The 21,472-nt window shown below is 71.9% G+C and carries 17 protein-coding genes; 16 read left to right on the top strand and 1 reads right to left on the bottom strand.

From position 1 onward, the window contains the following. Positions 1–193 precede the first annotated feature (193 nt). The 16 genes from ACZ42A_RS05960 (at position 194) to ACZ42A_RS05885 (ending at position 19,933) form a co-directional block, all read left to right on the top strand. Complete coding sequence (locus ACZ42A_RS05960) at positions 194–1,375, top strand: ROK family transcriptional regulator (RefSeq protein WP_468525894.1); 1,182 nt, start codon at positions 194–196, stop codon at positions 1,373–1,375. 175 nt (positions 1,376–1,550) lie between these two features. Beyond that, positions 1,551–3,071, top strand: a complete 1,521-nt coding sequence (locus tag ACZ42A_RS05955; RefSeq protein ID WP_468525893.1) for a sugar ABC transporter ATP-binding protein — start codon at positions 1,551–1,553, stop codon at positions 3,069–3,071. Then, positions 3,068–4,087: an ABC transporter permease gene (locus tag ACZ42A_RS05950; protein WP_468525892.1), complete on the top strand. Its 1,020-nt coding sequence runs from the start codon at positions 3,068–3,070 to the stop codon at positions 4,085–4,087. Before ACZ42A_RS05955 ends, ACZ42A_RS05950 begins: the two co-directional genes overlap by 4 nt. 17 nt (positions 4,088–4,104) lie before the next feature. Continuing rightward, entirely contained in the window at positions 4,105–5,154 is a 1,050-nt protein-coding gene (locus ACZ42A_RS05945) for a substrate-binding domain-containing protein (RefSeq protein ID WP_468525891.1), read from the top strand. Positions 5,155–5,224: 70 nt separating this feature from the next. After that, entirely contained in the window at positions 5,225–6,511 is a 1,287-nt protein-coding gene (locus tag ACZ42A_RS05940; protein WP_468525890.1) for a Gfo/Idh/MocA family protein, read from the top strand. Positions 6,512–6,526: 15 nt separating this feature from the next. Then, positions 6,527–7,525, top strand: a complete 999-nt coding sequence (locus ACZ42A_RS05935) for a sugar phosphate isomerase/epimerase family protein (protein WP_468525889.1) — start codon at positions 6,527–6,529, stop codon at positions 7,523–7,525. A 138-nt stretch (positions 7,526–7,663) separates the two neighbouring features. Then, a complete protein-coding gene (locus tag ACZ42A_RS05930; protein ID WP_468525888.1) occupies positions 7,664–10,165 on the top strand; it encodes a PQQ-dependent sugar dehydrogenase in 2,502 nt (833 codons plus the stop codon). Positions 10,166–10,177: 12 nt separating this feature from the next. Beyond that, on the top strand, positions 10,178–11,554 hold the full coding sequence (locus ACZ42A_RS05925; RefSeq protein ID WP_468525887.1) for a ThuA domain-containing protein: 1,377 nt from the start codon (positions 10,178–10,180) through the stop codon (positions 11,552–11,554). Positions 11,555–11,646: 92 nt separating this feature from the next. Then, positions 11,647–12,813, top strand: a complete 1,167-nt coding sequence (locus tag ACZ42A_RS05920; RefSeq protein ID WP_468525886.1) for an inositol-3-phosphate synthase — start codon at positions 11,647–11,649, stop codon at positions 12,811–12,813. Next, positions 12,810–13,814 (top strand): SCO3242 family prenyltransferase, encoded by a 1,005-nt coding sequence (locus tag ACZ42A_RS05915; protein WP_468525885.1) that lies wholly within the window; start codon positions 12,810–12,812, stop codon positions 13,812–13,814. The genes ACZ42A_RS05920 and ACZ42A_RS05915 overlap by 4 nt, the downstream gene beginning before the upstream one ends. Further along, positions 13,811–14,704: a sugar phosphate isomerase/epimerase family protein gene (locus ACZ42A_RS05910; RefSeq protein ID WP_468525884.1), complete on the top strand. Its 894-nt coding sequence runs from the start codon at positions 13,811–13,813 to the stop codon at positions 14,702–14,704. Before ACZ42A_RS05915 ends, ACZ42A_RS05910 begins: the two co-directional genes overlap by 4 nt. After that, a complete protein-coding gene (locus ACZ42A_RS05905) occupies positions 14,701–15,405 on the top strand; it encodes an EboA domain-containing protein (protein ID WP_468525883.1) in 705 nt (234 codons plus the stop codon). The genes ACZ42A_RS05910 and ACZ42A_RS05905 overlap by 4 nt, the downstream gene beginning before the upstream one ends. Next, positions 15,405–16,253 (top strand): TatD family hydrolase, encoded by an 849-nt coding sequence (locus tag ACZ42A_RS05900; RefSeq protein ID WP_468525882.1) that lies wholly within the window; start codon positions 15,405–15,407, stop codon positions 16,251–16,253. Before ACZ42A_RS05905 ends, ACZ42A_RS05900 begins: the two co-directional genes overlap by 1 nt. A gap of 3 nt (positions 16,254–16,256) precedes the next feature. After that, on the top strand, positions 16,257–17,426 hold the full coding sequence (eboE, locus tag ACZ42A_RS05895; RefSeq protein WP_468525881.1) for a metabolite traffic protein EboE: 1,170 nt from the start codon (positions 16,257–16,259) through the stop codon (positions 17,424–17,426). Then, positions 17,423–18,817: a nucleotide pyrophosphatase/phosphodiesterase family protein gene (locus ACZ42A_RS05890; protein ID WP_468525880.1), complete on the top strand. Its 1,395-nt coding sequence runs from the start codon at positions 17,423–17,425 to the stop codon at positions 18,815–18,817. The genes eboE and ACZ42A_RS05890 overlap by 4 nt, the downstream gene beginning before the upstream one ends. Positions 18,818–18,877: 60 nt before the next feature. Beyond that, on the top strand, positions 18,878–19,933 hold the full coding sequence (locus ACZ42A_RS05885; protein ID WP_468525879.1) for a sugar phosphate isomerase/epimerase family protein: 1,056 nt from the start codon (positions 18,878–18,880) through the stop codon (positions 19,931–19,933). 83 nt (positions 19,934–20,016) lie between these two features. Here ACZ42A_RS05885 and ACZ42A_RS05880 read toward each other — a convergent pair whose 3' ends face one another. Continuing rightward, positions 20,017–21,405 carry an OFA family MFS transporter gene (locus tag ACZ42A_RS05880; protein WP_468525878.1) on the bottom strand — a complete coding sequence of 463 codons (1,389 nt, stop codon included), beginning with the start codon at positions 21,403–21,405 and terminating at the stop codon, positions 20,017–20,019. Between the last annotated feature and the right edge of the window lie 67 nt (positions 21,406–21,472).

Genomic DNA, 21,472 nt, shown 5'->3' with positions numbered 1-21,472 from the left:
GCCCGGGTTCGTGCCCTCATCCTCGGGGGCGCCGACCGGTGGCACCAGCGTCTCCCGGCTTTGTCCTGTGAGTGGAAAAAGTCATGGGTAATTCCTGCGCGACTTCTTCCCACCTCCGGCACCCGCTGCTACGTTCCCCTCGAAAGCCCGACAGCGATGGCCGAAACGAGGCGGGGAGGGGCACGTGAGACGCATGACAGCGCGACCCGCGAACGCCCACCAGGCCAGGCTGCTGAAGCTGTTGCGCGACGGCGGGCCCAACTCCCGGGCCCAGTTGGGCGATCAGGTCGACCTGTCACGGTCCAAACTGGCCGTGGAGGTGGACCGGCTGCTGGAGACGGGCCTGGTCGTGGCCGACGGACTCGCCGCCTCGCGCGGCGGCCGGCGCTCCCACAACATCCGGCTCGCCCCCGGCCTGCGCTTCCTCGGCGTCGACATCGGTGCCACCTCCATCGACGTCGCCGTCACCAACGCGGAACTCGAGATCCTGGGGCACATCACCCAGCCCATGGAGGTCCGCGAGGGGCCGGTCGCGGTCTTCGAGCAAGTCCTCGCCATGGCCGCCAAGTTGAGGGCCTCGGGACTCGCCGAGGGCTTCGACGGCGCCGGCATCGGCGTCCCCGGCCCGGTCCGCTTCCCCGAGGGCATCCCGGTCGCGCCCCCGATCATGCCCGGCTGGGACGGCTTCCCGGTCCGGGAGGCGCTCAGCCAGGAACTCGGCTGTCCGGTCATGGTCGACAACGACGTGAACCTGATGGCGATGGGGGAGCAGCACGCGGGCGTCGCCCGCTCCGTCGGCGACTTCCTCTGCGTCAAGATCGGCACGGGCATCGGCTGCGGCATCGTCGTCGGCGGGGGAGTACACCGCGGTACGACGGGCAGCGCCGGCGACATCGGCCACATCCAGGCCGTGCCCGACGGCCGCCCGTGCGCCTGCGGCAACCGGGGCTGTCTGGAGGCCCACTTCAGCGGCGCCGCGCTCGCCCGGGACGCGCTGGAGGCCGCCCAACAGGGGCAGTCCGCCGAACTCACCGCCCGCCTGGAGGCGAACGGCACCCTGACCGCCGTCGACGTCGCCGCCGCGGCCGCCGCGGGCGACGCCGTCTGCCTCGACCTGATCCGCGAGGGCGGCACCCGCACCGGCCAGGTCATCGCCGGCCTGGTCAGCTTCTTCAACCCCGGCCTGGTGGTGATCGGCGGCGGGGTGACCGGCCTCGGCCACACCCTGCTCGCCGCGATCCGCACCCAGGTCTACCGCCAGTCGCTGCCCCTCGCGACCGGCAATCTGCCCATCGTCCTGGGGGAGTTGGGCCCCACCGCCGGTGTCATCGGCGCGGCCCGCCTCATCAGCGACCACCTGTTCTCACCCGCGTAACGAGTCGCCGGACAACGCACCACCCTTGTACGTCGTCAGACACCGCATCACTCCGTACGTCCTCAGACACCGCAACACCCCTGCACAGCGCTCTGCTCCGCCCTGCCAGAAAACGTTTGCTCCGCAGACGGAACCGCCCTGACACCGGCCCGCACGCCCGCCGAGGGGAACCCACATGGCACCAGAACCACCGCTGCTCAGCATGTCCGGCATCACCAAGTCGTTCCCCGGAGTCCGGGCCCTGGACGGTGTCGACCTCGACGTCCAGGCCGGTGAAGTCCACTGTCTGCTCGGCCAGAACGGGGCCGGCAAGTCCACCCTCATCAAGGTCCTCGCGGGCGCCCACCAGCCCGACGGCGGCACCATCCGCTGGCGCGGCGAACCGGTCACCCTCCGCTCGCCCATCGCCGCCATGCGCCTCGGCATCGCCACCATCTACCAGGAACTCGACCTGGTGGAGCACCTGTCGGTGGCGGAGAACGTCCACCTCGGCCATGAACCCACGGCGGCCGGATTCGTCGTACGACGCGGCGCCGCGCGCACCTCGACGGCGCAGCTGCTGAAGCGGCTCGGGCACCCGGAGATCGACCCCGCCCGGCTGGTGGGCGAGTTGTCGGCGGCGCAGCAGCAGATCGTGTCGATGGCGCGGGCGCTCTCTCACGACGTACGGCTGATCGTGATGGACGAGCCGTCCGCCGCGCTCGACCCGGACGAGGTCGACAACCTGTTCCGGATCGTCGGCGATCTGACCGCCGACGGCGTGGCGGTCGTCTACATCTCGCACCGGCTGGAGGAGATCCGCCGGATCGGCGACCGGGTGACGGTGCTGAAGGACGGGCGGGCGGTGGCGGGCGGGCTGCCCGCGAAGACGACTCCGACGCGGGACGTCGTGGCGCTGATGACGGGCCGCAATGTGGAGTACGTCTTCCCGGAGCGGCCGGTCGCGCCGCCGGAGCCGCGACGGCCCGTGCTGGAGGTGCGGGGGCTGGCGCGGGAGGGAGAGTTCGCGCCGCTGGACCTGACGGTGCACGCGGGGGAGATCGTGGGGCTGGCCGGGCTGGTCGGCTCGGGGAGATCCGAAATACTGGAGACGGTATACGGTGCGCGGAAGCCGACAGCCGGTCAGGTGCTGGTCGACGGCCGACCGTTGAAGGTCGGCAGTGTACGATCCGCCGTCCGCGCCGGCCTCGGCCTCGCCCCCGAGGAGCGCAAGGCCCAGGCCCTGCTGATGCTGGAGTCCGTCACCCGCAACGTCTCGGTCTCCTCGATGTCCCGCTTCTCCCGCGCCGGCTGGATCGACCGGACCGCCGAACTCGGCGCCGCACGGGCCGCCACCCGCGAGCTGTCCCTCCGGCCCGACAACCCCTCCGTCCCCGTCCGCACCCTCTCCGGCGGCAACCAGCAGAAGGCCGTCCTGGCCCGCTGGCTGCTGCGCGGCTGCAAGGTGCTGCTGCTCGACGAACCCACCCGCGGTGTCGACGTCGGCGCCCGCGCCGAACTGTATGCGGTCGTCCGTCGACTGGCGGACGAAGGCCTCGCCGTCCTCCTCGTCTCCAGCGAGGTACCGGAGGTGCTGGGCCTCGCCGACCGCGTCCTGGTGCTGCGCGAGGGCCGCGTCGTCCACACCGCGCCCGCCGGCGAACTCGACGAACACCGCGTACTCGACCTCGTGATGGAAGGAAGCCCGGCGTCATGACGCAGCCCGTCTCCCCGCCGCGGGGCGCCACCGACAAGGCGCCGCCGGCCGGCCCCCGCCCCGCCTGGCGCACCCTGGTGTTCCGCGCCGACGTGCGCACCCTCTCCCTGCTGGGCGTGCTGGCCGCCCTGGTCGTCATCGGCGGCATCACCAAGCCCGACGAGTTCCTGGACACCCGCAACCTCCAGCTCGTCCTCACCCAGGCCTCGGTGATCGGTGTCGTCACCGTCGGCATGACGTTCGTGATCACCTCCGGCGGCATCGACCTGTCCGTGGGCGCGATCGTCGCGCTCGCCTCGGTGTGGGCGACGACGGTCGCCACGCAGGAGTACGGCTTCGGCGGCATCCTGTTCACCTCGGTGCTCGTCGGCGTCGGCTGCGGTCTGGTCAACGGACTGCTGATCGCCTACGGCGGGATGGTCCCGTTCATCGCCACCCTCGCCATGCTGGCCTCCGCCCGCGGCCTCGCCCTCCAGATCACCGACGGCAAGACGCAGATCGTCACCGTCGACGGGATCCTGGATCTCGGCGAACGCGACGCCTATGTATTCGGTATACCGCCGCTCGTCCTCGTCTTCGCCGCCGTCACGATCATCGGCTGGCTGGTACTCAACCGCACCACCTTCGGCCGCCGCACGGTCGCCGTCGGCGGCAACGCCGAGGCCGCCCGGCTGGCCGGCATCGACGTCCGCCGCCAGCGCCTCTACCTCTACCTGCTGTCCGGGCTGTGCTGCGGCATCGCCGCCTTCCTGCTGATCATCCTCTCCGGCTCCGGCCAGAACACCAACGGCAACCTCTACGAACTCGACGCCATCGCCGCCGCGATCATCGGCGGCACCCTGCTCAGCGGCGGCCGGGGCACCATCACCGGTTCCGTCCTCGGCGTCCTGATCTTCACCACGATCACCAACATCTTCGCCCTGAACAACCTGCAGAGCGACGTCCAGCAGATCGCCAAGGGCGCGATCATCGTCGCCGCCGTGCTGGTCCAGCGCCGTACCGCAAGCACGACCTGAGGAAAGGGTTCACCACCATGTCGCACCTCCCCAGTCGCAGAGGACTGCTCTTCGGGACCGCCGCCGTCTCCGCGGGTGCCCTCCTCGCAGGTTGCACGAGTAACGAGAAGGACAACGAGGCCAACGACGCGCCCGCCGCCAACGACCAGCCCGCCGCCGACGACAAGCCGGGCAAGCAAGTCACCATCGGCTTCGCCGGCCCGCAGGCCGACCACGGCTGGCTCAACGCGATCAACGAGAACGCCAAGAGCCGCGCCGAGAGGTACCAGGACGTCACCCTGGAGATCACCGAGGGTTCCAACGACACGGCCCAGCAGATCGGGCAGATCGAGACCCTGATCAACAAGAAGGTCGACGTCCTGGTGGTGCTGCCCGCCGACGGCAAGGCCCTCACCCAGGTCGGCCTGAAGGCGATGCGCGCGGGCATCCCCGTCGTCAACCTCGACCGCATCTTCAACACCCCGCAGGCCTACCGTTGCTGGATCGGCGGCGACAACTACGGCATGGGCCTCAACGCCGGCCACTACATCGGCGAGAAGCTCAAGGACAAGCCCAACGCCCGCGTCATCGAACTCGCCGGCCTGGACAACCTGGAGCTGACCAAGCAGCGCACCCAGGGCTTCGACGACGCCCTGAAGAACTACCCCAACATCAAGAAGGTGGCCCGCCAGGCCGCCGAGTTCACCGTCGAGTCCGGGCAGGCCAAGATGGCCCAACTGCTCCAGGCCCAGTCCGAGTTCGACGCCCTGTGGAACCACGACGACGATCAGGGCGTGGGCGCGCTGCGCGCCATCGAACAGGCCGGACGCGACGACTTCCTGATGGTCGGCGGGGCCGGTGCGCTCTCCGCCTTCCAGGCGATCAAGCAGGACGACGGCGTCCTCAAGGCGACCGTCCTCTACCCGCCCACCATGGCCGCGTCCGCGATCGACCTCGCCCGCGCCCTCGGCCAGGGCAAGGGCGTCGGCGGTCTCGCCGAGTTCGAGATCCCGGCGTCCATCACGCTCTACTCCGCCGTGGTCGACAAGACCAACGTCGACCAGTACATGCCCACCGGCTTCGAGTGAGCCGTCCGCACCCCCCACCGCGCACGGCCCGGGCCGCCCCGGCGGCCCACCAGACGAGGAGGACATCTGCATGGAAGAGCCGGAGCAGTCCGCAGCACCGGAGCGGTCCGCGGCACCGGAGCAGCCCGCGGCGAAGGAGCGGTCCGCAGCACCGGGGCGGTCCGCAGCACCGGAGCCCGGGACCGACGGGCCCCCGCTGCGCATCGGCATGGTCGGCTACGCCTTCATGGGCGCCGCCCACTCCCAGGGCTGGCGTACCGCGGGCCGCGTCTTCGACCTGCCCCGGCGCCCGGTCCTGGCCGCGATCTGCGGACGGGACTCGGACGCGGTGCGCGCGGCGGCCGACCGGCACGGCTGGGCCGCCGCCGAGACCGACTGGCGGGCGCTGATCGCCCGGGACGACGTGGACCTCGTCGACATCTGCACCCCCGGCGACAGCCACGCCGAGATCGCGCTCGCCGCGCTCGCCGCCGGCAAGCACGTCCTGTGCGAGAAGCCCCTCGCGAACACCGTCGAGGAGGCCGAGGCGATGGCCGACGCCGCCGAAACGGCGTACCAGCGCGGCCAGTTGGCGATGGTCGGGTTCAACTACCGCCGCGTCCCCGCCACCGCGCTCGCCCGCCGGATGGTCGCCGAGGGCCGCCTCGGCACCCTGCGGCACGTACGGGTGTCGTACCTCCAGGACTGGCTGGTGGACCCCGCGTTCCCGCTGACCTGGCGGCTGCGCAAGGAGCAGGCCGGCTCCGGATCGCTCGGCGACCTCGGCGCACACATCGTCGACCTCGCCCAGTACGTGGCGGGGGAGCCGCTGGCCGGAGTCTCCGCGCTCACCGAGACGTTCGTACGGCAACGGCCGCTGCCCGGCGGACCGACGAGCGGCCTGTCCGCCGTGTCCGCCGCCGACACCGGAACCGTCACCGTCGACGACGCCGCCCTGTTCACCGGCCGCTTCGCCTCCGGTGCCCTCGCCTCCTTCGAGGCCACCCGGTACGCCACCGGCCGCAAGAACGCCCTGCGCCTCGAACTCAACGGGGAACACGGCTCGCTCGCCTTCGACCTGGAACGGCTGAACGAGCTCTGGTACCACGACGCCACCGAGCCCGGCGCCCATGCCGGCTTCCGCCGCATTCTCGTCACCGAACCGGACCACCCCTACCTGGACGCCTGGTGGCCGCCGGGCCACGGCCTCGGCTACGAGCACACCTTCGTCCACCAGGCTCGCGACCTGGTGCACGCCGTCGCCGAGGGCCGTCGCCCCGAACCCTCCTTCGCCGACGGGCTCCAGGTGCAGCGCGTGCTCGCCGCGGTGGAGGAGAGCGCCGAGAAGAACTCCGTCTACACGCCGATCGCCGCCTGAGGAGGAGACAGCCGTATGCCGCGCAGGTTCACGCTCTTCACCGGTCAGTGGGCCGACCTCCCGCTGGAGGAGGTCTGCCGCCTCGCCCGTGACTTCGGCTACGACGGCCTCGAACTCGCCTGCTGGGGCGATCACTTCGAGGTCGACAAGGCGCTGGCCGACCCGTCGTACGTCGCCTCCCGGCACCAGCTGCTCGACAAGTACGGCCTGAAGTGCTGGGCCGTCTCCAACCACCTCGTCGGCCAGGCCGTCTGCGACGCCATCATCGACGAACGCCACCAGGCGATCCTGCCGGCCGACGTGTGGGGCGACGGCGACCCGGAGGGGGTGCGGCAGCGGGCCGCGGCCCGGATGAAGGACACCGCCCGTGCCGCGGCCGCCTTCGGTGTCGACACCGTCATCGGGTTCACCGGCTCGGCGATCTGGCATCTGGTCGCCATGTTCCCGCCGGCCCCCGAGTCGATGATCGAGCGCGGCTACGAGGACTTCGCCGCGCGGTGGAACCCGATCCTCGACGTGTTCGACGCGGAGGGCGTGCGGTTCGCGCACGAGGTCCACCCCAGCGAGATCGCATACGACTACTGGACGACCGTACGCACATTGGATGCGGTCGACCGTCGACCGGCTTTCGGCCTCAACTTCGACCCGTCCCACTTCGTCTGGCAGGACCTCGACCCGGTCGGCTTCCTGTGGGACTTCCGCGACCGGATCTACCACGTCGACTGCAAAGAGGCCCGCAAGCGCCTCGACGGCCGCAACGGCCGCCTCGGCTCCCACCTGCCCTGGGGCGACCCCCGCCGCGGCTGGGACTTCGTCTCGGCCGGTCACGGCGACGTCCCGTGGGAGGACGTCTTCCGGATGCTGTATGCGATCGACTACCAGGGCCCGATCTCGGTCGAGTGGGAGGACGCCGGCATGGACCGGCTCCAGGGCGCCCCCGAGGCGCTGACCCGCCTCAAGGCGTACGACTTCGAACCGCCGTCGGCGTCCTTCGACGCGGCGTTCGGCAACTGACCGGCCCGGACCCGGCCGGCGGCCCCACCGCCGGCCGGCTCCGGAGCACACCGCACTACACCGCACGGCTCTCCGGGATGACGGCGCATCCCGGCGTACGCACCCGCCCGTACAACCGGCCCCTTTCTGGAGGCATTCGTGCACGGGAACGACCGCACCACCGACACCCAGAGAACCGGCACCCCCAGACGACGCCCGGCCCTGCGCAAAGCCGTCGCCCTGCTCGGCGGTGCCCTGCTGGCCGGCGCCTCGCTCACCTTCGTGGCGCCCCAGGCCGGCGCAGCCGTAGCCGACCGGGACGCCGTGGCCGCCGAGGACTTCCAGCAGGTCACCCTCGCCAAGGGCGAGCCGGAGGTGGGCGAGCCCATGTCGCTCGCCGTCCTCCCGGACCGCTCCGTCCTGCACACCTCGCGCGACGGCGAACTCCGCCTCACCGACGCCGCCGGCAACACCAAGCTGGCCGGGAAGCTCGACGTGTACTCCCACGACGAGGAGGGCCTCCAGGGCATCGGCGTCGACCCCGGCTTCGCGGACAACCGTTTCATCTACCTCTACTACGCGCCCCCGCTGAACACCCCCGCGGGTGACGCGCCCGAGACCGGCACCGCCGCCGACTTCGCCCCCTTCGAGGGTGTCAACCGCCTGTCCCGGTTCGTGCTGAAGGCCGACGGCACCCTGGACACCGCCAGCGAGAAGAAGATCCTCGACGTGCCCGCCTCCCGCGGCCTGTGCTGCCACGTCGGCGGCGACATCGACTTCGACGCGGCGGGCAACCTGTATCTGTCGACGGGCGACGACACGAACCCGTTCCAGTCGGACGGCTTCACCCCGATCGACGAGCGCGCGAACCGCAACCCCGCCTTCGACGCCCAGCGCTCCTCCGGCAACACCAACGATCTGCGCGGCAAGATCCTGCGGATCAAGGTGAACGCCGACGGGTCGTACTCCATCCCGGAGGGCAACCTCTTCCCGCCCGGCACCGACAAGACGCGGCCCGAGATCTACGCCATGGGCTTCCGCAACCCGTTCCGGTTCAGCGTCGACAAGGAGACCGGGATTCTGTATGTCGGCGACTACGGACCGGATGCAGGATCCGCCGACCCGGCGCGCGGCCCCGCCGGCCAGGTCGAGTTCGCCCGCGTCACCGGCCCCGGCAACTACGGCTGGCCGTACTGCACCGGCGACAACGACGCCTACATCGACTACGACTTCGCGACCCGCCAGTCCGGCGCGGCCTTCGACTGCGCCGCCCCGAAGAACACCTCGCCGAACAACACCGGCCTGACCGACCTGCCCCCGGCCCAGGCCGCGTGGATCCCGTACGACGGCGGCTCCGTCCCCGAGTTCGGCACCGGCTCCGAGTCCCCGATGGGCGGTCCGGTCTACCGCTACGACCCGGCGCTCGACTCTCCGGTGAAGTTCCCGGAGGCGTACGACGGCGACTTCTTCGCCGGGGAGTTCGGGCGGCGCTGGATCAAGCGGATCGAGCATTCTGCCGACGGTACGGTGAATGCAATCGCCGACATACCGTGGACCGGCACCCAGATCATGGATATGGCATTCGGTCCGGACGGCGCGCTGTACGTCCTCGACTACGGCACCGCCTGGTTCGGCGGCGACGAGCACTCGGCCCTGTACCGCATCGAGAACGCCACCGACGGCCACTCCCCGGTCGCCCAGGCCGCCGCGAGCCGCACCTCCGGCCAGGCCCCGCTGAGGATTCGTTTCTCCTCCGAGGGCACGACCGACCAGGACGGTGACGCCCTGACATACCACTGGGACTTCGGTGACGGCGCCACCTCCACCGAGCCGAACCCCACGCACCGCTACCGCCAGAACGGCACCTACACGGCGACCGTGACCGCCAAGGACCCCTCCGGCCGCACCGGCAGCGCCAGCGTGCAGATCGTCGTCGGCAACACCGCGCCCAGCGTCGTCCTGGAGACCCCGAAGGACGGACAGCTGTTCAGCTTCGGTGACGCCATCCCGTTCAAGGTGAAGGTCACCGACCCGGAGGACGGCACCGCGATCGACTGCGCCAAGGTCAAGGTCACCTTCATCCTCGGCCACGACTCCCACGGCCACCCGCTGACCTCGGCCAACGGCTGCACCGGCACCCTCCAGACCAGCGCCGACGGCGGCCACGACGAGGACGCCAACATCTTCGGCGTGGTCGACGCCGAGTACACCGACGGCGGAGGCGGCGGGCAGGCCCCGCTCACCACCCACGACCAGAACGTCACCCAGCCCAAGCACCGCCAGGCCGAGCACTTCGGCAACGGCTCCGGCGTCTCGGTCATCACCAAGGACACCGCGCACGGCGGCCGGACCGTCGGCAACGTCCACAACGGCGACTGGATCTCCTTCACGCCGTACCTCCTGACCAACGCCAAGAACGTCACCGCGCGCGTCTCCTCCGGCGGCGCGGGCGGCACCCTGGAGATCCGCGCGGGCTCCTCGACCGGCACCCTGCTCGGCAAGACCACCGTGCCGGTGACCGGCGGCTGGGAGGTCTTCCAGGACGTCAGCGCCGATCTGTCCCGCGCCCCGCGCGGCACCACCACCCTCTACCTCGTCTTCAAGGGCAGTGGCAGCGGCGCCCTGTTCGACGTGGACGACTTCACCTTCACCACCGGCTGAGAGGAGGCCGTGATGCGATCCATCGGACGACTGACCACCGCGGTCACCGGAGCCGCGCTGCTGATCGGCGGCGTGGTGGCGCAGCCCGCGGTCTCGGCGGGGGAGCGCGGCGACCGGGCCGACCGGGACGGCAAGCGGGTGCTGGTCTTCTCCAAGACGGCCGGCTTCCGCCACGACTCCATCCCGGAGGGTGTGGCCACGGTCCGCGCGCTCGGCGAGAGCGGCGGCTTCGCGGTCGACGCGACCGAGGACGCGGGCGCGTTCACCCCGTCCAACCTGCGGCGCTACGACGCGGTCGTCTTCCTGTCGACGACCGGCGACGTCCTGAACGCCGACCAGCAGTCCGCCTTCGAGGGCTACATCCGCCGCGGCGGGGGGTACGTCGGCGTCCACGCGGCCGCCGACACCGAGTACGACTGGGCGTTCTACGGCGGCCTCGCCGGCGCCTACTTCCAGTCGCACCCGGCGATCCAGCCGGCCACGGTCCACATCGAGGACCGCGCCCACCCGGCGACCTCCGGACTGGCACGGACCTGGAACCGTACGGACGAGTGGTACAACTACCGCTCCAACCCGCGCGAACGGGCCCACGTCCTCGCCTCGCTGGACGAGTCCTCGTACACCGGCGGCACCATGCACGGCGACCATCCGATCGCCTGGTGCCAGACCTACCAGGGCGGCCGCGCCTTCTACACGGGCGGCGGCCACACGAAGGAGTCCTACGCCGAACCGGACTTCCGTGAGCATCTGCTCGGCGGAATACGGTATGCGATCGGCGATGTGCAGGCCGACTGCCGACCGGAGAACGGATACCGTCCACTCTTCGACGGCACGCAGGCCTCGCTGGACGGCTGGCGGCAGGCGGGCCCGGGCTCCTTCACCCTCTCCGACGACGGCACGATCACCTCGTCCGGCGGCATGGGGATGCTCTGGTACGCGGCCTCGGGCTTCTCCTCGTACTCGCTGAAGCTCGACTGGCGCATGGCCGGCGACGACAACTCCGGGGTGTTCATCGGCTTCCCGCCGTCGGACGACCCCTGGTCGGCGGTGAACCACGGCTACGAGATCCAGATCGACGCCACCGACGTACCGGAGAAGACCACCGGTTCCGTCTACGGCTTCCAGTCCGCCGACCTCAGGAAGCGGGACCGCGCGCTCAACCCGCCGGGGGAGTGGAACACGTACGAGATCCGCGTGGAGGGCGAACGCCTCCGCGTCTGGCTCAACGGCGTGAAGATCAACGATTTCACCAACACCGACCCGGCCCGGAGCCTTCGGGACGGACACCTCGGCATCCAGAACCACGGAGCCGAGGACCAGGTGTCCTTCCGGAACATCCGGATCAAGGAACTGCCCGCGACCCCGGCACAGGGGTCGCAGGGCGACTGAACGGCGGCGGGCGGGGGACGCCGGACCCCCGCCCGCCGTCACCTCTACGGGGACGCCATCCGGTTCACATCGTGGGGACAAGGAGGCTGCTCATGTCCGCGTCCGTTTCCCAGCCGCGCGTCGGCGTCTGGCTGATCGGGGCCCGCGGGTCCGTCGCCACCACCGCCGTCGCGGGCTGCGCCGCCGTCACGGCGGGTCTGCACCCACCGACCGGCATGGTCACCGAGACCCCACCCTTCGAGGACTGCGGACTGCCACCTCTGTCCTCCCTCGTCTTCGGCGGCCACGACGTCGTGGACTGCCCCCTGCCCAAACGCGCCGAGGCCCTCGCCGCAGGCGGCGTCCTGCCCCCGGGCCTGCCGTCCGCCGTCGCCGCCGAACTGGCCGCCGCGGACCGCGAGATCCGGCCGGGTGGCCCGGTTCCGGGACGGTCCGGGGACACCCGGAGCGCGGAGGAGCTGATCGACGTCTTCGCCTCCGACATACGGGACTTCACACGGCGGCTCGGGCTGGAGCGCGCCGTCGTGGTGAACGTGGCCTCGACGGAACCGGCCCCGGCCGACGCGGAACTGCCGGCCAGCTCCCTGTACGCGGCGGCGGCCCTGCGCGCGGGCTGCCCGTACGTCAACTTCACCCCGTCCACGGGCCTGCACCACCCGGCGCTCGCCGCCGAGACGGCCGCCTCGGCGCTGCCGTACGCGGGCCGCGACGGCAAGACCGGGCAGACGCTGCTGCGGTCCGTGCTGGGCCCGATGTTCGCCCAGCGGGCACTCGCGGTGCGGGCCTGGTCCGGCACCAACCTGCTGGGCGGCGGCGACGGCGCGGCCCTCGCCGACCCGGCCGCCGCGGCGGCGAAGAACGCCGGCAAGGAACGGGTCCTCGCCGACACCCTCGGGACGGCTCCCGAGGGCGAGGTCCACATCGACGACGTCCCGGCCCTCGGTGACTGGAAGACCGCCTGGGACCACATCGCCTTCGACGGCTTCCTCGGCACCCGCATGATCCTCCAGACCATCTGGCAGGGCTGCGACTCGTCTCTCGCCGCCCCGCTGGTCCTGGACCTGGCCCGGTTCCTCGCCCGCGCCCACGAGGCGGGCCTGTCCGGACCCCTGGGCGAACTCGGCTTCTACTTCAAGGACCCGGTGGGGGACGGGCCGTCGTCCCTGGGGGAGCAGTACGCGGCGCTGGTGGGATTCGCCGAGCGGCTGCGGCGCGGGGCACGGGCCACCGCGGAGAAGCCCTCCGGGGAGCCCCGATGAGCGGGCGGCACCCCGGCGGCCCCGGACCGGCAGCCGACGGCACGGGCGAGGCTCCGGGCGGCGGCAGTGGGGTCGGCGAGACTCAGGGTGGCACAGTCCCAGCCACCGTCGGCACACCCTCCGACCGCTCACCCGACCCCCGCGCCTGGGCCGAACTCCTCCGCCTTCCCGCCCTGTTCACCGTCCCCGGCGACGCCCTGGCCGGCGCGGCCGCGACCGGTGTGCGCCCCGGCGCCCGCACCCTGCTCGCCATCGGCTCCTCCCTCTGTCTGTACGAGGCGGGGATGGCCCTCAACGACTGGGCGGACCGCGAGGAGGACGCCCGGGACCGCCCGCACCGGCCCCTGCCCTCCGGCCGGGTCCGCCCGGCGGCGGCCCTGACCGCGGCCTGTGCCCTGACCGGCGCCGGACTCGCCCTCGCGGCCCGCGCCGGCCGCCCCGCACTGGCCGTCGCCGCACCCCTCGCGGCCACGGTCTGGGCGTACGACCTGGCCCTGAAGCACACCCCGGCCGGGCCGGTCGCCATGGCCGCCGCCCGCGGGCTCGACCTGCTCCTCGGAGCCGCGGCGACCGGCGGTCGCGCCCGCGCCGCCCTCCCGTCGGCCGTGCTCCTCGGCAGCCACACCCTCGCCGTCACGACGGTGTCCCGCCGGGAGACCCAGGGCGGCTCGTCGCTGGGTCCCCTCGCCGCGCTCGCCACCTCGGCTCTGCTGACGCGACTGCTGACCCGCGGGCCCGCCCCGGCCGAACCGAGTCCGGTCTCCGCCCTGCGCACCGCCCTCGGCACCGCGTACGCCGCGACGGTCGCCCGTCCCTACCTCCACGCCGTCCTCAACCCCTCACCCCCGCTCACCCAACGCGCCGTCGGCGGCGGCATCCGCGCCACGATCCCGCTCCAGGCCGCGCTCTCCGCCCGCTCCGGAGCCCGCGTCACCGCCCTCGCCGTCGCCGCCCTCGCCCCGATCGGACGGAAGTACGCGAGGAAGGTGAGCGTCACATGAGCCTCCACACCCAGGCCCCCGGACCCCTGGCCCCCCTCCGCTTCGGCTACGGCACCAACGGCCTCGCCGACCTCCGCCTCGACGACGCCCTCGCCCTGCTCGCCGACCTCGGCTACGACGGCGTCGGTCTGACCCTCGACCACATGCACCTCGATCCCCTCGCCCCCCTCCTCTCCAGGCGCACCCGTCGCGTCGCCCGGCGTCTGCACGCGCTGGGACTGTCCGTCACCGTGGAGACCGGCGCGCGCTACGTCCTGGACCCGCGCCGCAAGCACGGCCCGTCCCTGCTGGACCCGGACCCCGAGGACCGGGCGCGCCGGGTCGACCTGCTGCTGCGTGCCGTACGGGTCGCCGCCGACCTCGGCGCCCACGCCGTGCACTGCTTCAGCGGGATCACCCCGCCGGGGACGGATCCGGACACGGCGTGGAAACGCCTGGCCGACGGGCTCGCCCCCGTCCTGGAGGCCGCCGCGACCGCCGGCGTCCCCCTGGCCGTCGAACCCGAACCGGGCCACCTCCTCGCCACCCTCGCCGACTTCCACCGCCTGCGTCACCTCCTCGGCGACCCCGGACCCCTCGGGCTCACCCTCGACATCGGTCACTGTCAGTGCCTCGAACCGCTCCCTCCCGCCGACTGCGTCCGCGCCGCCGCCCCCTGGCTGCGCCACGTCCAGATCGAGGACATGCGGCGCGGAGTCCACGAGCACCTGCCCTTCGGCGACGGCGAGATCGACTTCCCGCCGGTCCTCGAGGCCCTGGCCGCCACCGGCTACCAGGGGCTCACCGTCGTCGAACTGCCCCGACACTCCCACGCCGGCCCGCACTTCGCCGAGCTGTCCCTGCCCTTCCTCCGTCACGCGGCGCCAACCCCACAAGGGAGCACCCCATGACCCACGCACAGCCCGAACCGGGCGGTCCCATACCGGGCGTCACCCTCGCCCGCACCCCGCTGGACGACCTTCGCGCCCGCCTCGACGCCGAGCTGTCCGGGGCCGCCCGCGCCTGGCTCGACCAGGCCCTCGCCGAGGCCGCCGCCCACCCGGGCACGCACGGCCCGATCTCGGTGTGGGAGCTGCGGCTCGCCGAGGCCGGCCGCCGCTGCGGCGGCACCCACGCCGACGCCGCCCGGATGCTGATCCTGCACGCCGCCCGCGCCGACCCGGCCGCGCTGAGCCGCGTCTACTCCCAGGGCACCGCCGCCGAACGCCGCGCCGTCCTGCACGCCCTGCCCCACCTGATCCAGGGCCCGGACGCGCTGCCGCTCGTCGAGGACGCGCTGCGCACCAACGACACCCGGCTGCTGGCCGCCGCCGTCGGCCCGTACGCCGCCCGGCACCTCGACCCGCACACCTGGCGCCACGCCGTCCTGAAGTGCCTGTTCACCGGTGTGCCCGTCGACGCGGTGGCCGACCTGGAGGGCCGAGCCCGCGGCGACGCCGAACTCGCCCGCATGCTCGGCGACTACGCCGCCGAACGCACCGCCGCGAGCCGCCCCGTCCCAGAGGATCTGCACCGCGTGCTGGCCCTGACCGAGAGCGCGCCCCCGCCCCCGTCGCACGGACCGGACGTCCCCCACGGCAAGGAGTCCTGATGCGCATCTTCGACCCCCACATCCACATGACCTCCCGCACCACCGACGACTACGAGGCCATGTACGCGGCCGGCGTCCGCGCCGTCGTCGAGCCCTCCTTCTGGCTGGGTCAGCCCCGCACCTCGCCCGCCACCTTCCTCGACTACTTCGACTCCCTCCTCGGCTGGGAGCCTTTCCGCGCCGCCCAGTACGGCATCGCCCACCACTGCACGATCGCCCTCAACCCGAAGGAGGCGAACGACCCGCGCTGCCGGCCCGTCCTCGACGAACTGCCCCGCTATCTCGTCAAGGACCAGGTGGTCGCCGTCGGCGAGATCGGCTACGACTCGATGACCCCCGCCGAGGACAGCGCGCTCGCCGCCCAGCTCCAGCTCGCCGCCGACCACGGACTCCCCGCCCTGGTGCACACCCCGCACCGCGACAAGCTCGCCGGTCTGCGCCGCACCCTCGACGTGGTCCGCGAGTCCGCCCTGCCCCCGGAGCGGGTGCTGATCGACCACCTCAACGAGACCACCGTCAAGGAGGCCAAGGACAGCGGCTGCTGGCTCGGCTTCTCCGTCTATCCCGACACCAAGATGGACGAGGAGCGCATGGTCGCCCTGCTGCGCGCCTACGGGCCCGAGCAGGTCCTGGTGAACTCCGCCGCCGACTGGGGGAGAAGCGACCCGCTGAAGACCCGCAGGGTCGGCGACCTGATGCTCGCCGAGGGCTTCTCGGAGGACGACGTCGACCGGGTGCTGTGGCGCAACCCCGTCGCCTTTTATGGCCTCAGCGGCCGGCTCACCCTCGACGTCGGCACCACCGACGCCACGCACGAGGGTAACTCCATCCTGCGCGGCGGGGAGTGAGCCATGCGCTTCCGCCACCCCGACGGCTCCACCGTCCACCTCGCCTACTGCACCAACGTCCACCCCGCGGAAACCCTCGACGGCGTCCTCGCACAGCTCCGCGACCACTGCGAGCCGGTGCGCCGCAGGCTCGGCCGCGACCGCCTCGGCATCGGCCTGTGGCTCGCCCGGGACGCCGCCCGCGCGCTGGTCGCCGACCCGTCCGCGCTGCGCGCCCTGCGCACCGAACTGGACCGGCGCGGCCTGGAGGTCGTCACCCTCAACGGCTTCCCGTACGAAGGGTTCGGCGCCGAGGAGGTCAAGTACCGCGTCTACCGCCCCGACTGGGCCGCCCCGGAACGCCTGGAGCACACCACCGCCCTGGCCCGCGTGCTCGCCGGGCTGCTGCCCGACGACGTCACCGAGGGCAGCATCTCCACCCTGCCGCTCGCCTGGCGCACCGCCGCCGGAGAGGACCGCGCCGCGGCGGCCCGCACCGCGCTGACCACCCTCGGCGAACGCCTCGACGCCCTCGCCGAGCTGACCGGCCGCTCCCTGCGCATCGGCCTGGAACCTGAGCCCGGCTGTGTCGTCGAGACCACCGGCGACGCCCTCGCCCCGCTGACCGCGATCGCCCATCCCCGCATCGGGATCTGTGTCGACACCTGTCATCTCGCCACCTCCTTCGAGGACCCGGACACCGCCCTGGACGCCCTCGCCCACGCCGGTGTCCCCGTCGTCAAGTCGCAGCTCTCCGCCGCCCTGCACGCCGAACACCCCCATCTCCCCGAGGTCCGCGACGCCCTCGCCGCCTTCGACGAACCCCGCTTCCTGCACCAGACCCGCACCTCCACCGCCGCCGGGCTGCGCGGCACCGACGACCTCGGCGAGGCCCTGAAGGGCGACGCCCTGCCGGACGGCGGACCCTGGCGGTCCCACTTCCACGTCCCACTGCACGCGGCCCCCGCCGCGCCCCTCACCTCGACCCTCCCTGTCCTGAAGAGCGCACTCGCCCGGCTGGTCGGCGGCCCGCACCCGCTCACCCGCCATCTGGAGGTCGAGACCTACACCTGGCAGGCCCTCCCGCCCGAGCTGCGGCCGCACACCCGCGCCCAGCTCGCCGACGGCATCGCCGCCGAACTCACCCTCGCCCGCGACCTCCTCACCGACCTCGGCCTGAAGGAGCTGCCGTGACCGCCCACGCCCCGGCGCGCCCCACCCCGCTCCTCGTCCTCGACGTCGTCGGCCTCACCCCCCGTCTCCTCGACCACATGCCGCACCTGAAGGCCCTCGCCCGGTCCGGCTCCCACGCACCCCTCGGCACCGTCCTGCCCGCCGTCACCTGCGCCGCCCAGTCCACCTTCCTCACCGGCACGATGCCGTCGGAGCACGGCATCGTCGGCAACGGCTGGTACTTCCGCGAACTCGGCGACGTCCTGCTGTGGCGCCAGCACAACGGCCTCGTCACCGGCGACAAACTCTGGGACGCCGCCCGCCGCGCCCACCCCGGCTACACCGTCGCCAACGTCTGCTGGTGGTACGCCATGGGCGCCGACACCGACATCACCGTCACCCCCCGTCCGATCTACTACGCCGACGGCCGCAAGGAACCCGACTGCTACACCCGCCCCGCCGACCTGCACGACGAACTCACCCGGAAACTCGGCACGTTCCCCCTCTTCCACTTCTGGGGCCCCGGCGCGGACCTGGTCTCCAGCCGCTGGATCATCGACGCCACCCGGCACATCCAGCGCACCCGCCGCCCCGACCTGACCCTGTGCTACCTCCCTCACCTCGACTACGACCTCCAGCGCTTCGGCCCCGACGACCCGCGCTCCCACCGCGCGGCCGCCGACCTGGACACGGCGCTCGCCCCGCTGCTCGACGACGCCCGCGCCGAGGGCCGTACCGTCGTCGCGCTCTCCGAGTACGGCATCACCCGCGTGTCCCGGCCGGTCGACATCAACCGGGCGCTGCGCCGTGCCGGACTGCTGGAGGTGCACACGCAGGACGGCATGGAGTACCTGGACCCGATGGCCTCCCGGGCCTTCGCCGTGGCCGACCACCAGATCGCCCACGTCTACGTCCGCCGCCCCGAGGACCTGGAGCCGGCCCGGGCCGCGCTCACCGGCCTCCCCGGCATCGACCTGCTCCTCGACGACGAGGGCAAGAAAACCCACCACCTCGACCATCCGCGCTCCGGCGAACTCGTCGCCGTGGCGGAGCCGGACGCCTGGTTCACGTACTACTACTGGCTCGACGACGCCCACGCGCCCGACTTCGCGCGGCTCGTCGAGATCCACCGCAAACCCGGCTACGACCCGGTCGAACTCTTCATGGATCCGCTCGACCCCTACGTCAAGGTCAAGGCGGCGACGGCCCTGGCCCGCAAGAAGCTGGGCCTGCGCTACCGCATGGCGGTCGTGCCGCTGGATCCCTCACCTATTCGCGGCAGCCACGGCCGCCTCCCGGCGAGCGACGACGACGGTCCGCTCCTCATCTGCTCCACCCCCCGCGCTGTCGGCGACCGCGTCGCGGCCACCGATGTGAAAGCACTCCTGCTCCATCTGGCCGGTCTCTCCTGACCTGTCACCAGTGAAGCACTCACCACTGACAACGGCCCTCGACCCAGAGGAGTTCCACGCATGAGCCGCTTCTCCCAGCCCGACCCCGAACTCACCCACCGCCTCAGCAGACGCGGCATGCTCGGCGTCGCCGCCGGTGCCACCGCCGCCGCCCTGCTCGGCGCGGCGGCCGCCCCCGCGACCGCCACCGAGGCCGCCGCGGGCAGCCCCGGCACCGCCGGCGCCCCCGGCCGGGGACGCCCCGTCCTGCCGCCCGGCCGGCTCGGCATCCAGCTCTACAGCCTCCGCGACAAGGTCTCCACCCTCGGCTTCGCCCCCGTCTTCGCCGAACTGGAGAAGTACGGCTACGACGAGGTCGAGTTCGCCGGATACGGCCAGGGCTCGGCAGGCCCCATCACCCTCGCCCAGCTCAAGCGGCTGGCCAGGGACCACGGCCTGAACCCGATCGGCAGCCACGTCGGCTACTACTCCGGCGACCCGAACGCCTACACCTTCGCCACCAACCTCACCAAGGTCCTGGACGACGCCCAGGCGCTGGGCCTGAAGCACATCGGCACCGCCTCCGGGCCGTTCCGCTACGGCTCGACCGTCGACGCCTGGAAGCGCGCCGCCGAGGACTTCAACACCTACGGCGCGGCGGCGAAGGCGCGCGGCATGAAGTTCTACCAGCACAACCACTCCGAGGAGTTCTCCTTCGCCACCGACAAGCCGAACGTACGTCTCTACGACGTGCTGCTCGCCGAGACCGACCCCGACCTGGTCTACCTGGAGATGGACATCTACTGGGCGTACGTCGGCCAGTTCCGCTTCTCCAAGCGCCCCGACGGCACACCCGCCCCCTTCGACCCCCTCGACTACGTGCTGAAGCAGCCCCACCGCTACCCGCTGTTCCACGTGAAGGACGGCGTGAGCGACCCGTCGACCCAGCACGGCTACCGCATGGTCGACGTCGGTGACGGCGACATCGACTACCAGCGGTTCCTGTCCGCCGTCACCCGGCTGCGCGGCGAGCGGTTCGCCCACCACTGGCAGGCCGAGCACGACAACCCGGCCGAGTCCTTCACCTTCGCCCGCAAGTCCAGCGAGCACCTGCACTCGCTGCGGGAGAAGTGCTGACCGGCACCCGGACACATGAGGAAGGGCCCTTTCCGGAGGTGGAACTCCGGAAAGGGCCCTTCCTTCCTCCCCCCTGGCTCAGGTCACGCCGCCTCCTCGCCGAGGGGCCGCGGGTTGGGCACGATGCGGTGCGCCTTCGGCCTGCCGGGTGCCTTCAGGAAGAGCGCCAGCACCGCGGACGCCAGACCGATACAGCCGGCCAGCACGAACGCGCCCTCGTAGTCCCAGGCACCGACCACCACCGCGCCCATCCCGGAGCCGACAAGGCCGGAGATCAGCTTGGAGCTGTAGACCATGCCGTAGTTGGTGGCGTTGTTGTTCTCGCCGAAGTAGTCCGCGGTCATGGCGGCGAACAGCGGGAAGATCGCCCCGCCGCCGAAGCCGGAGACCATGGAGCAGAACAGGAAGAACGGCATACTGCCCATCTGGCCGGAGACCAGCACGCCGAACTGTGCGGTGCCGAGCACCAGACACACGATGACCAGGGTGTTGCGGCGGCCGTAGCGGTCGGAGATCCAGCCGATGACACCGCGGCCGGTGCCGTTGACGATCGCCTTCAGGGACATCGCCGTGGCCACGATGCCGCCCGCGAAGCCCATGTCCTTGCCGAACGGCACCTGGAAGGCGATGCCGAAGATGTTGATGCCGGCCGTGCACAGCAGACAGAACCACATCATCCACAGCACGGGGGTACGGGCGGCCTCCTTGGGGGTGTACTGCTTGACCGCCGGCGGGTTCTTCTCCAGCGCCCGGCGGATCTTCGGGTCGTCGGTCTGCTTCAGCGGGTCGACGTGCGGCGGCCACCAGTTCTTCGGCGGGTCCTTGAAGAACCAGCCCGCCGCGGCCACCACCAGGCACAGTCCGACGCCGACCGACACCAGCACCGTCCGGTAGTTGGACAGATCCATGTACGAGGTGAACAGGAACACGAACGGCACGGACCCGTAGGCGAAACCGCCGTTGACGAAGCCCGTCTTGCCGCCCTTGCGCTCCGGATACCACTTGCCGACCATGTTCACGCAGGTCGCGTAGACCAGGCCGGCGCCGATGCCGCTGCACATGCCGAAGCCGAGATAGGCGACGATCACATGCGGCGCGTACGCCAGCGACACATAGCCCAGCAGGGTGCCGACGGCGCCGAGCAGCATGGCCGCGCGGGCGGGGAGCTTCCCGCTCTCCCGCAGCTGTCCGGCGGGGAAGGCCACGGCCGCCTGGAAGAACACCCAGACGCCCATCAGCCAGAAGATGTGTCCGCTGCTCCACAGGTGGGCCTCGTGGAGCGTGTCCTCCGCCGAGGTGAACGCGTACTCGGCGGAACTGATGCCCATCATGCCGATCCACGGCAGGATGACCATCCATTTGCGCGCCCGGCCCATGATGTCGAAGTCGGTCTCGCCGATCCGGTACACGCGGCCGTTGCGGTCCGTCACCTCCCTGTAGGCGACGGCGGTCGAATAGTCGGTGGTCGTCATCCGCTCAGCACCCCTTGCGTCGAAAGATCTGGCCAGCGCCCCCTGTCCCATGCCTTTCGTGCGCGTA

It is taken from the genome of Streptomyces sp. NPDC030838, from assembly GCF_055572035.1.
The sequence above is the reverse complement of the archived record's forward strand: the minus strand, read 5'-3'. Positions and strand labels throughout refer to the sequence as shown.

What these genes read in the sequence shown, in the direction of transcription:
- ACZ42A_RS05960 (WP_468525894.1), top strand. Translation starts at nt 194, where the DNA reads ATGACAGCGCGACCCGCGAACGCCCACCAGGCCAGGCTGCTGAAGCTG.
- ACZ42A_RS05885 (WP_468525879.1), top strand. Translation starts at nt 18,878, where the DNA reads ATGAGCCGCTTCTCCCAGCCCGACCCCGAACTCACCCACCGCCTCAGC.
- ACZ42A_RS05915 (WP_468525885.1), top strand. Translation starts at nt 12,810, where the DNA reads ATGAGCGGGCGGCACCCCGGCGGCCCCGGACCGGCAGCCGACGGCACG.
- ACZ42A_RS05900 (WP_468525882.1), top strand. Translation starts at nt 15,405, where the DNA reads ATGCGCATCTTCGACCCCCACATCCACATGACCTCCCGCACCACCGAC.
- ACZ42A_RS05945 (WP_468525891.1), top strand. Translation starts at nt 4,105, where the DNA reads ATGTCGCACCTCCCCAGTCGCAGAGGACTGCTCTTCGGGACCGCCGCC.
- ACZ42A_RS05935 (WP_468525889.1), top strand. Translation starts at nt 6,527, where the DNA reads ATGCCGCGCAGGTTCACGCTCTTCACCGGTCAGTGGGCCGACCTCCCG.
- ACZ42A_RS05880 (WP_468525878.1), bottom strand. Translation starts at nt 21,405, where the DNA reads ATGACGACCACCGACTATTCGACCGCCGTCGCCTACAGGGAGGTGACG.
- ACZ42A_RS05905 (WP_468525883.1), top strand. Translation starts at nt 14,701, where the DNA reads ATGACCCACGCACAGCCCGAACCGGGCGGTCCCATACCGGGCGTCACC.
- ACZ42A_RS05950 (WP_468525892.1), top strand. Translation starts at nt 3,068, where the DNA reads ATGACGCAGCCCGTCTCCCCGCCGCGGGGCGCCACCGACAAGGCGCCG.
- ACZ42A_RS05920 (WP_468525886.1), top strand. Translation starts at nt 11,647, where the DNA reads ATGTCCGCGTCCGTTTCCCAGCCGCGCGTCGGCGTCTGGCTGATCGGG.
- ACZ42A_RS05940 (WP_468525890.1), top strand. Translation starts at nt 5,225, where the DNA reads ATGGAAGAGCCGGAGCAGTCCGCAGCACCGGAGCGGTCCGCGGCACCG.
- ACZ42A_RS05925 (WP_468525887.1), top strand. Translation starts at nt 10,178, where the DNA reads ATGCGATCCATCGGACGACTGACCACCGCGGTCACCGGAGCCGCGCTG.
- ACZ42A_RS05910 (WP_468525884.1), top strand. Translation starts at nt 13,811, where the DNA reads ATGAGCCTCCACACCCAGGCCCCCGGACCCCTGGCCCCCCTCCGCTTC.
- ACZ42A_RS05955 (WP_468525893.1), top strand. Translation starts at nt 1,551, where the DNA reads ATGGCACCAGAACCACCGCTGCTCAGCATGTCCGGCATCACCAAGTCG.
- eboE (WP_468525881.1), top strand. Translation starts at nt 16,257, where the DNA reads ATGCGCTTCCGCCACCCCGACGGCTCCACCGTCCACCTCGCCTACTGC.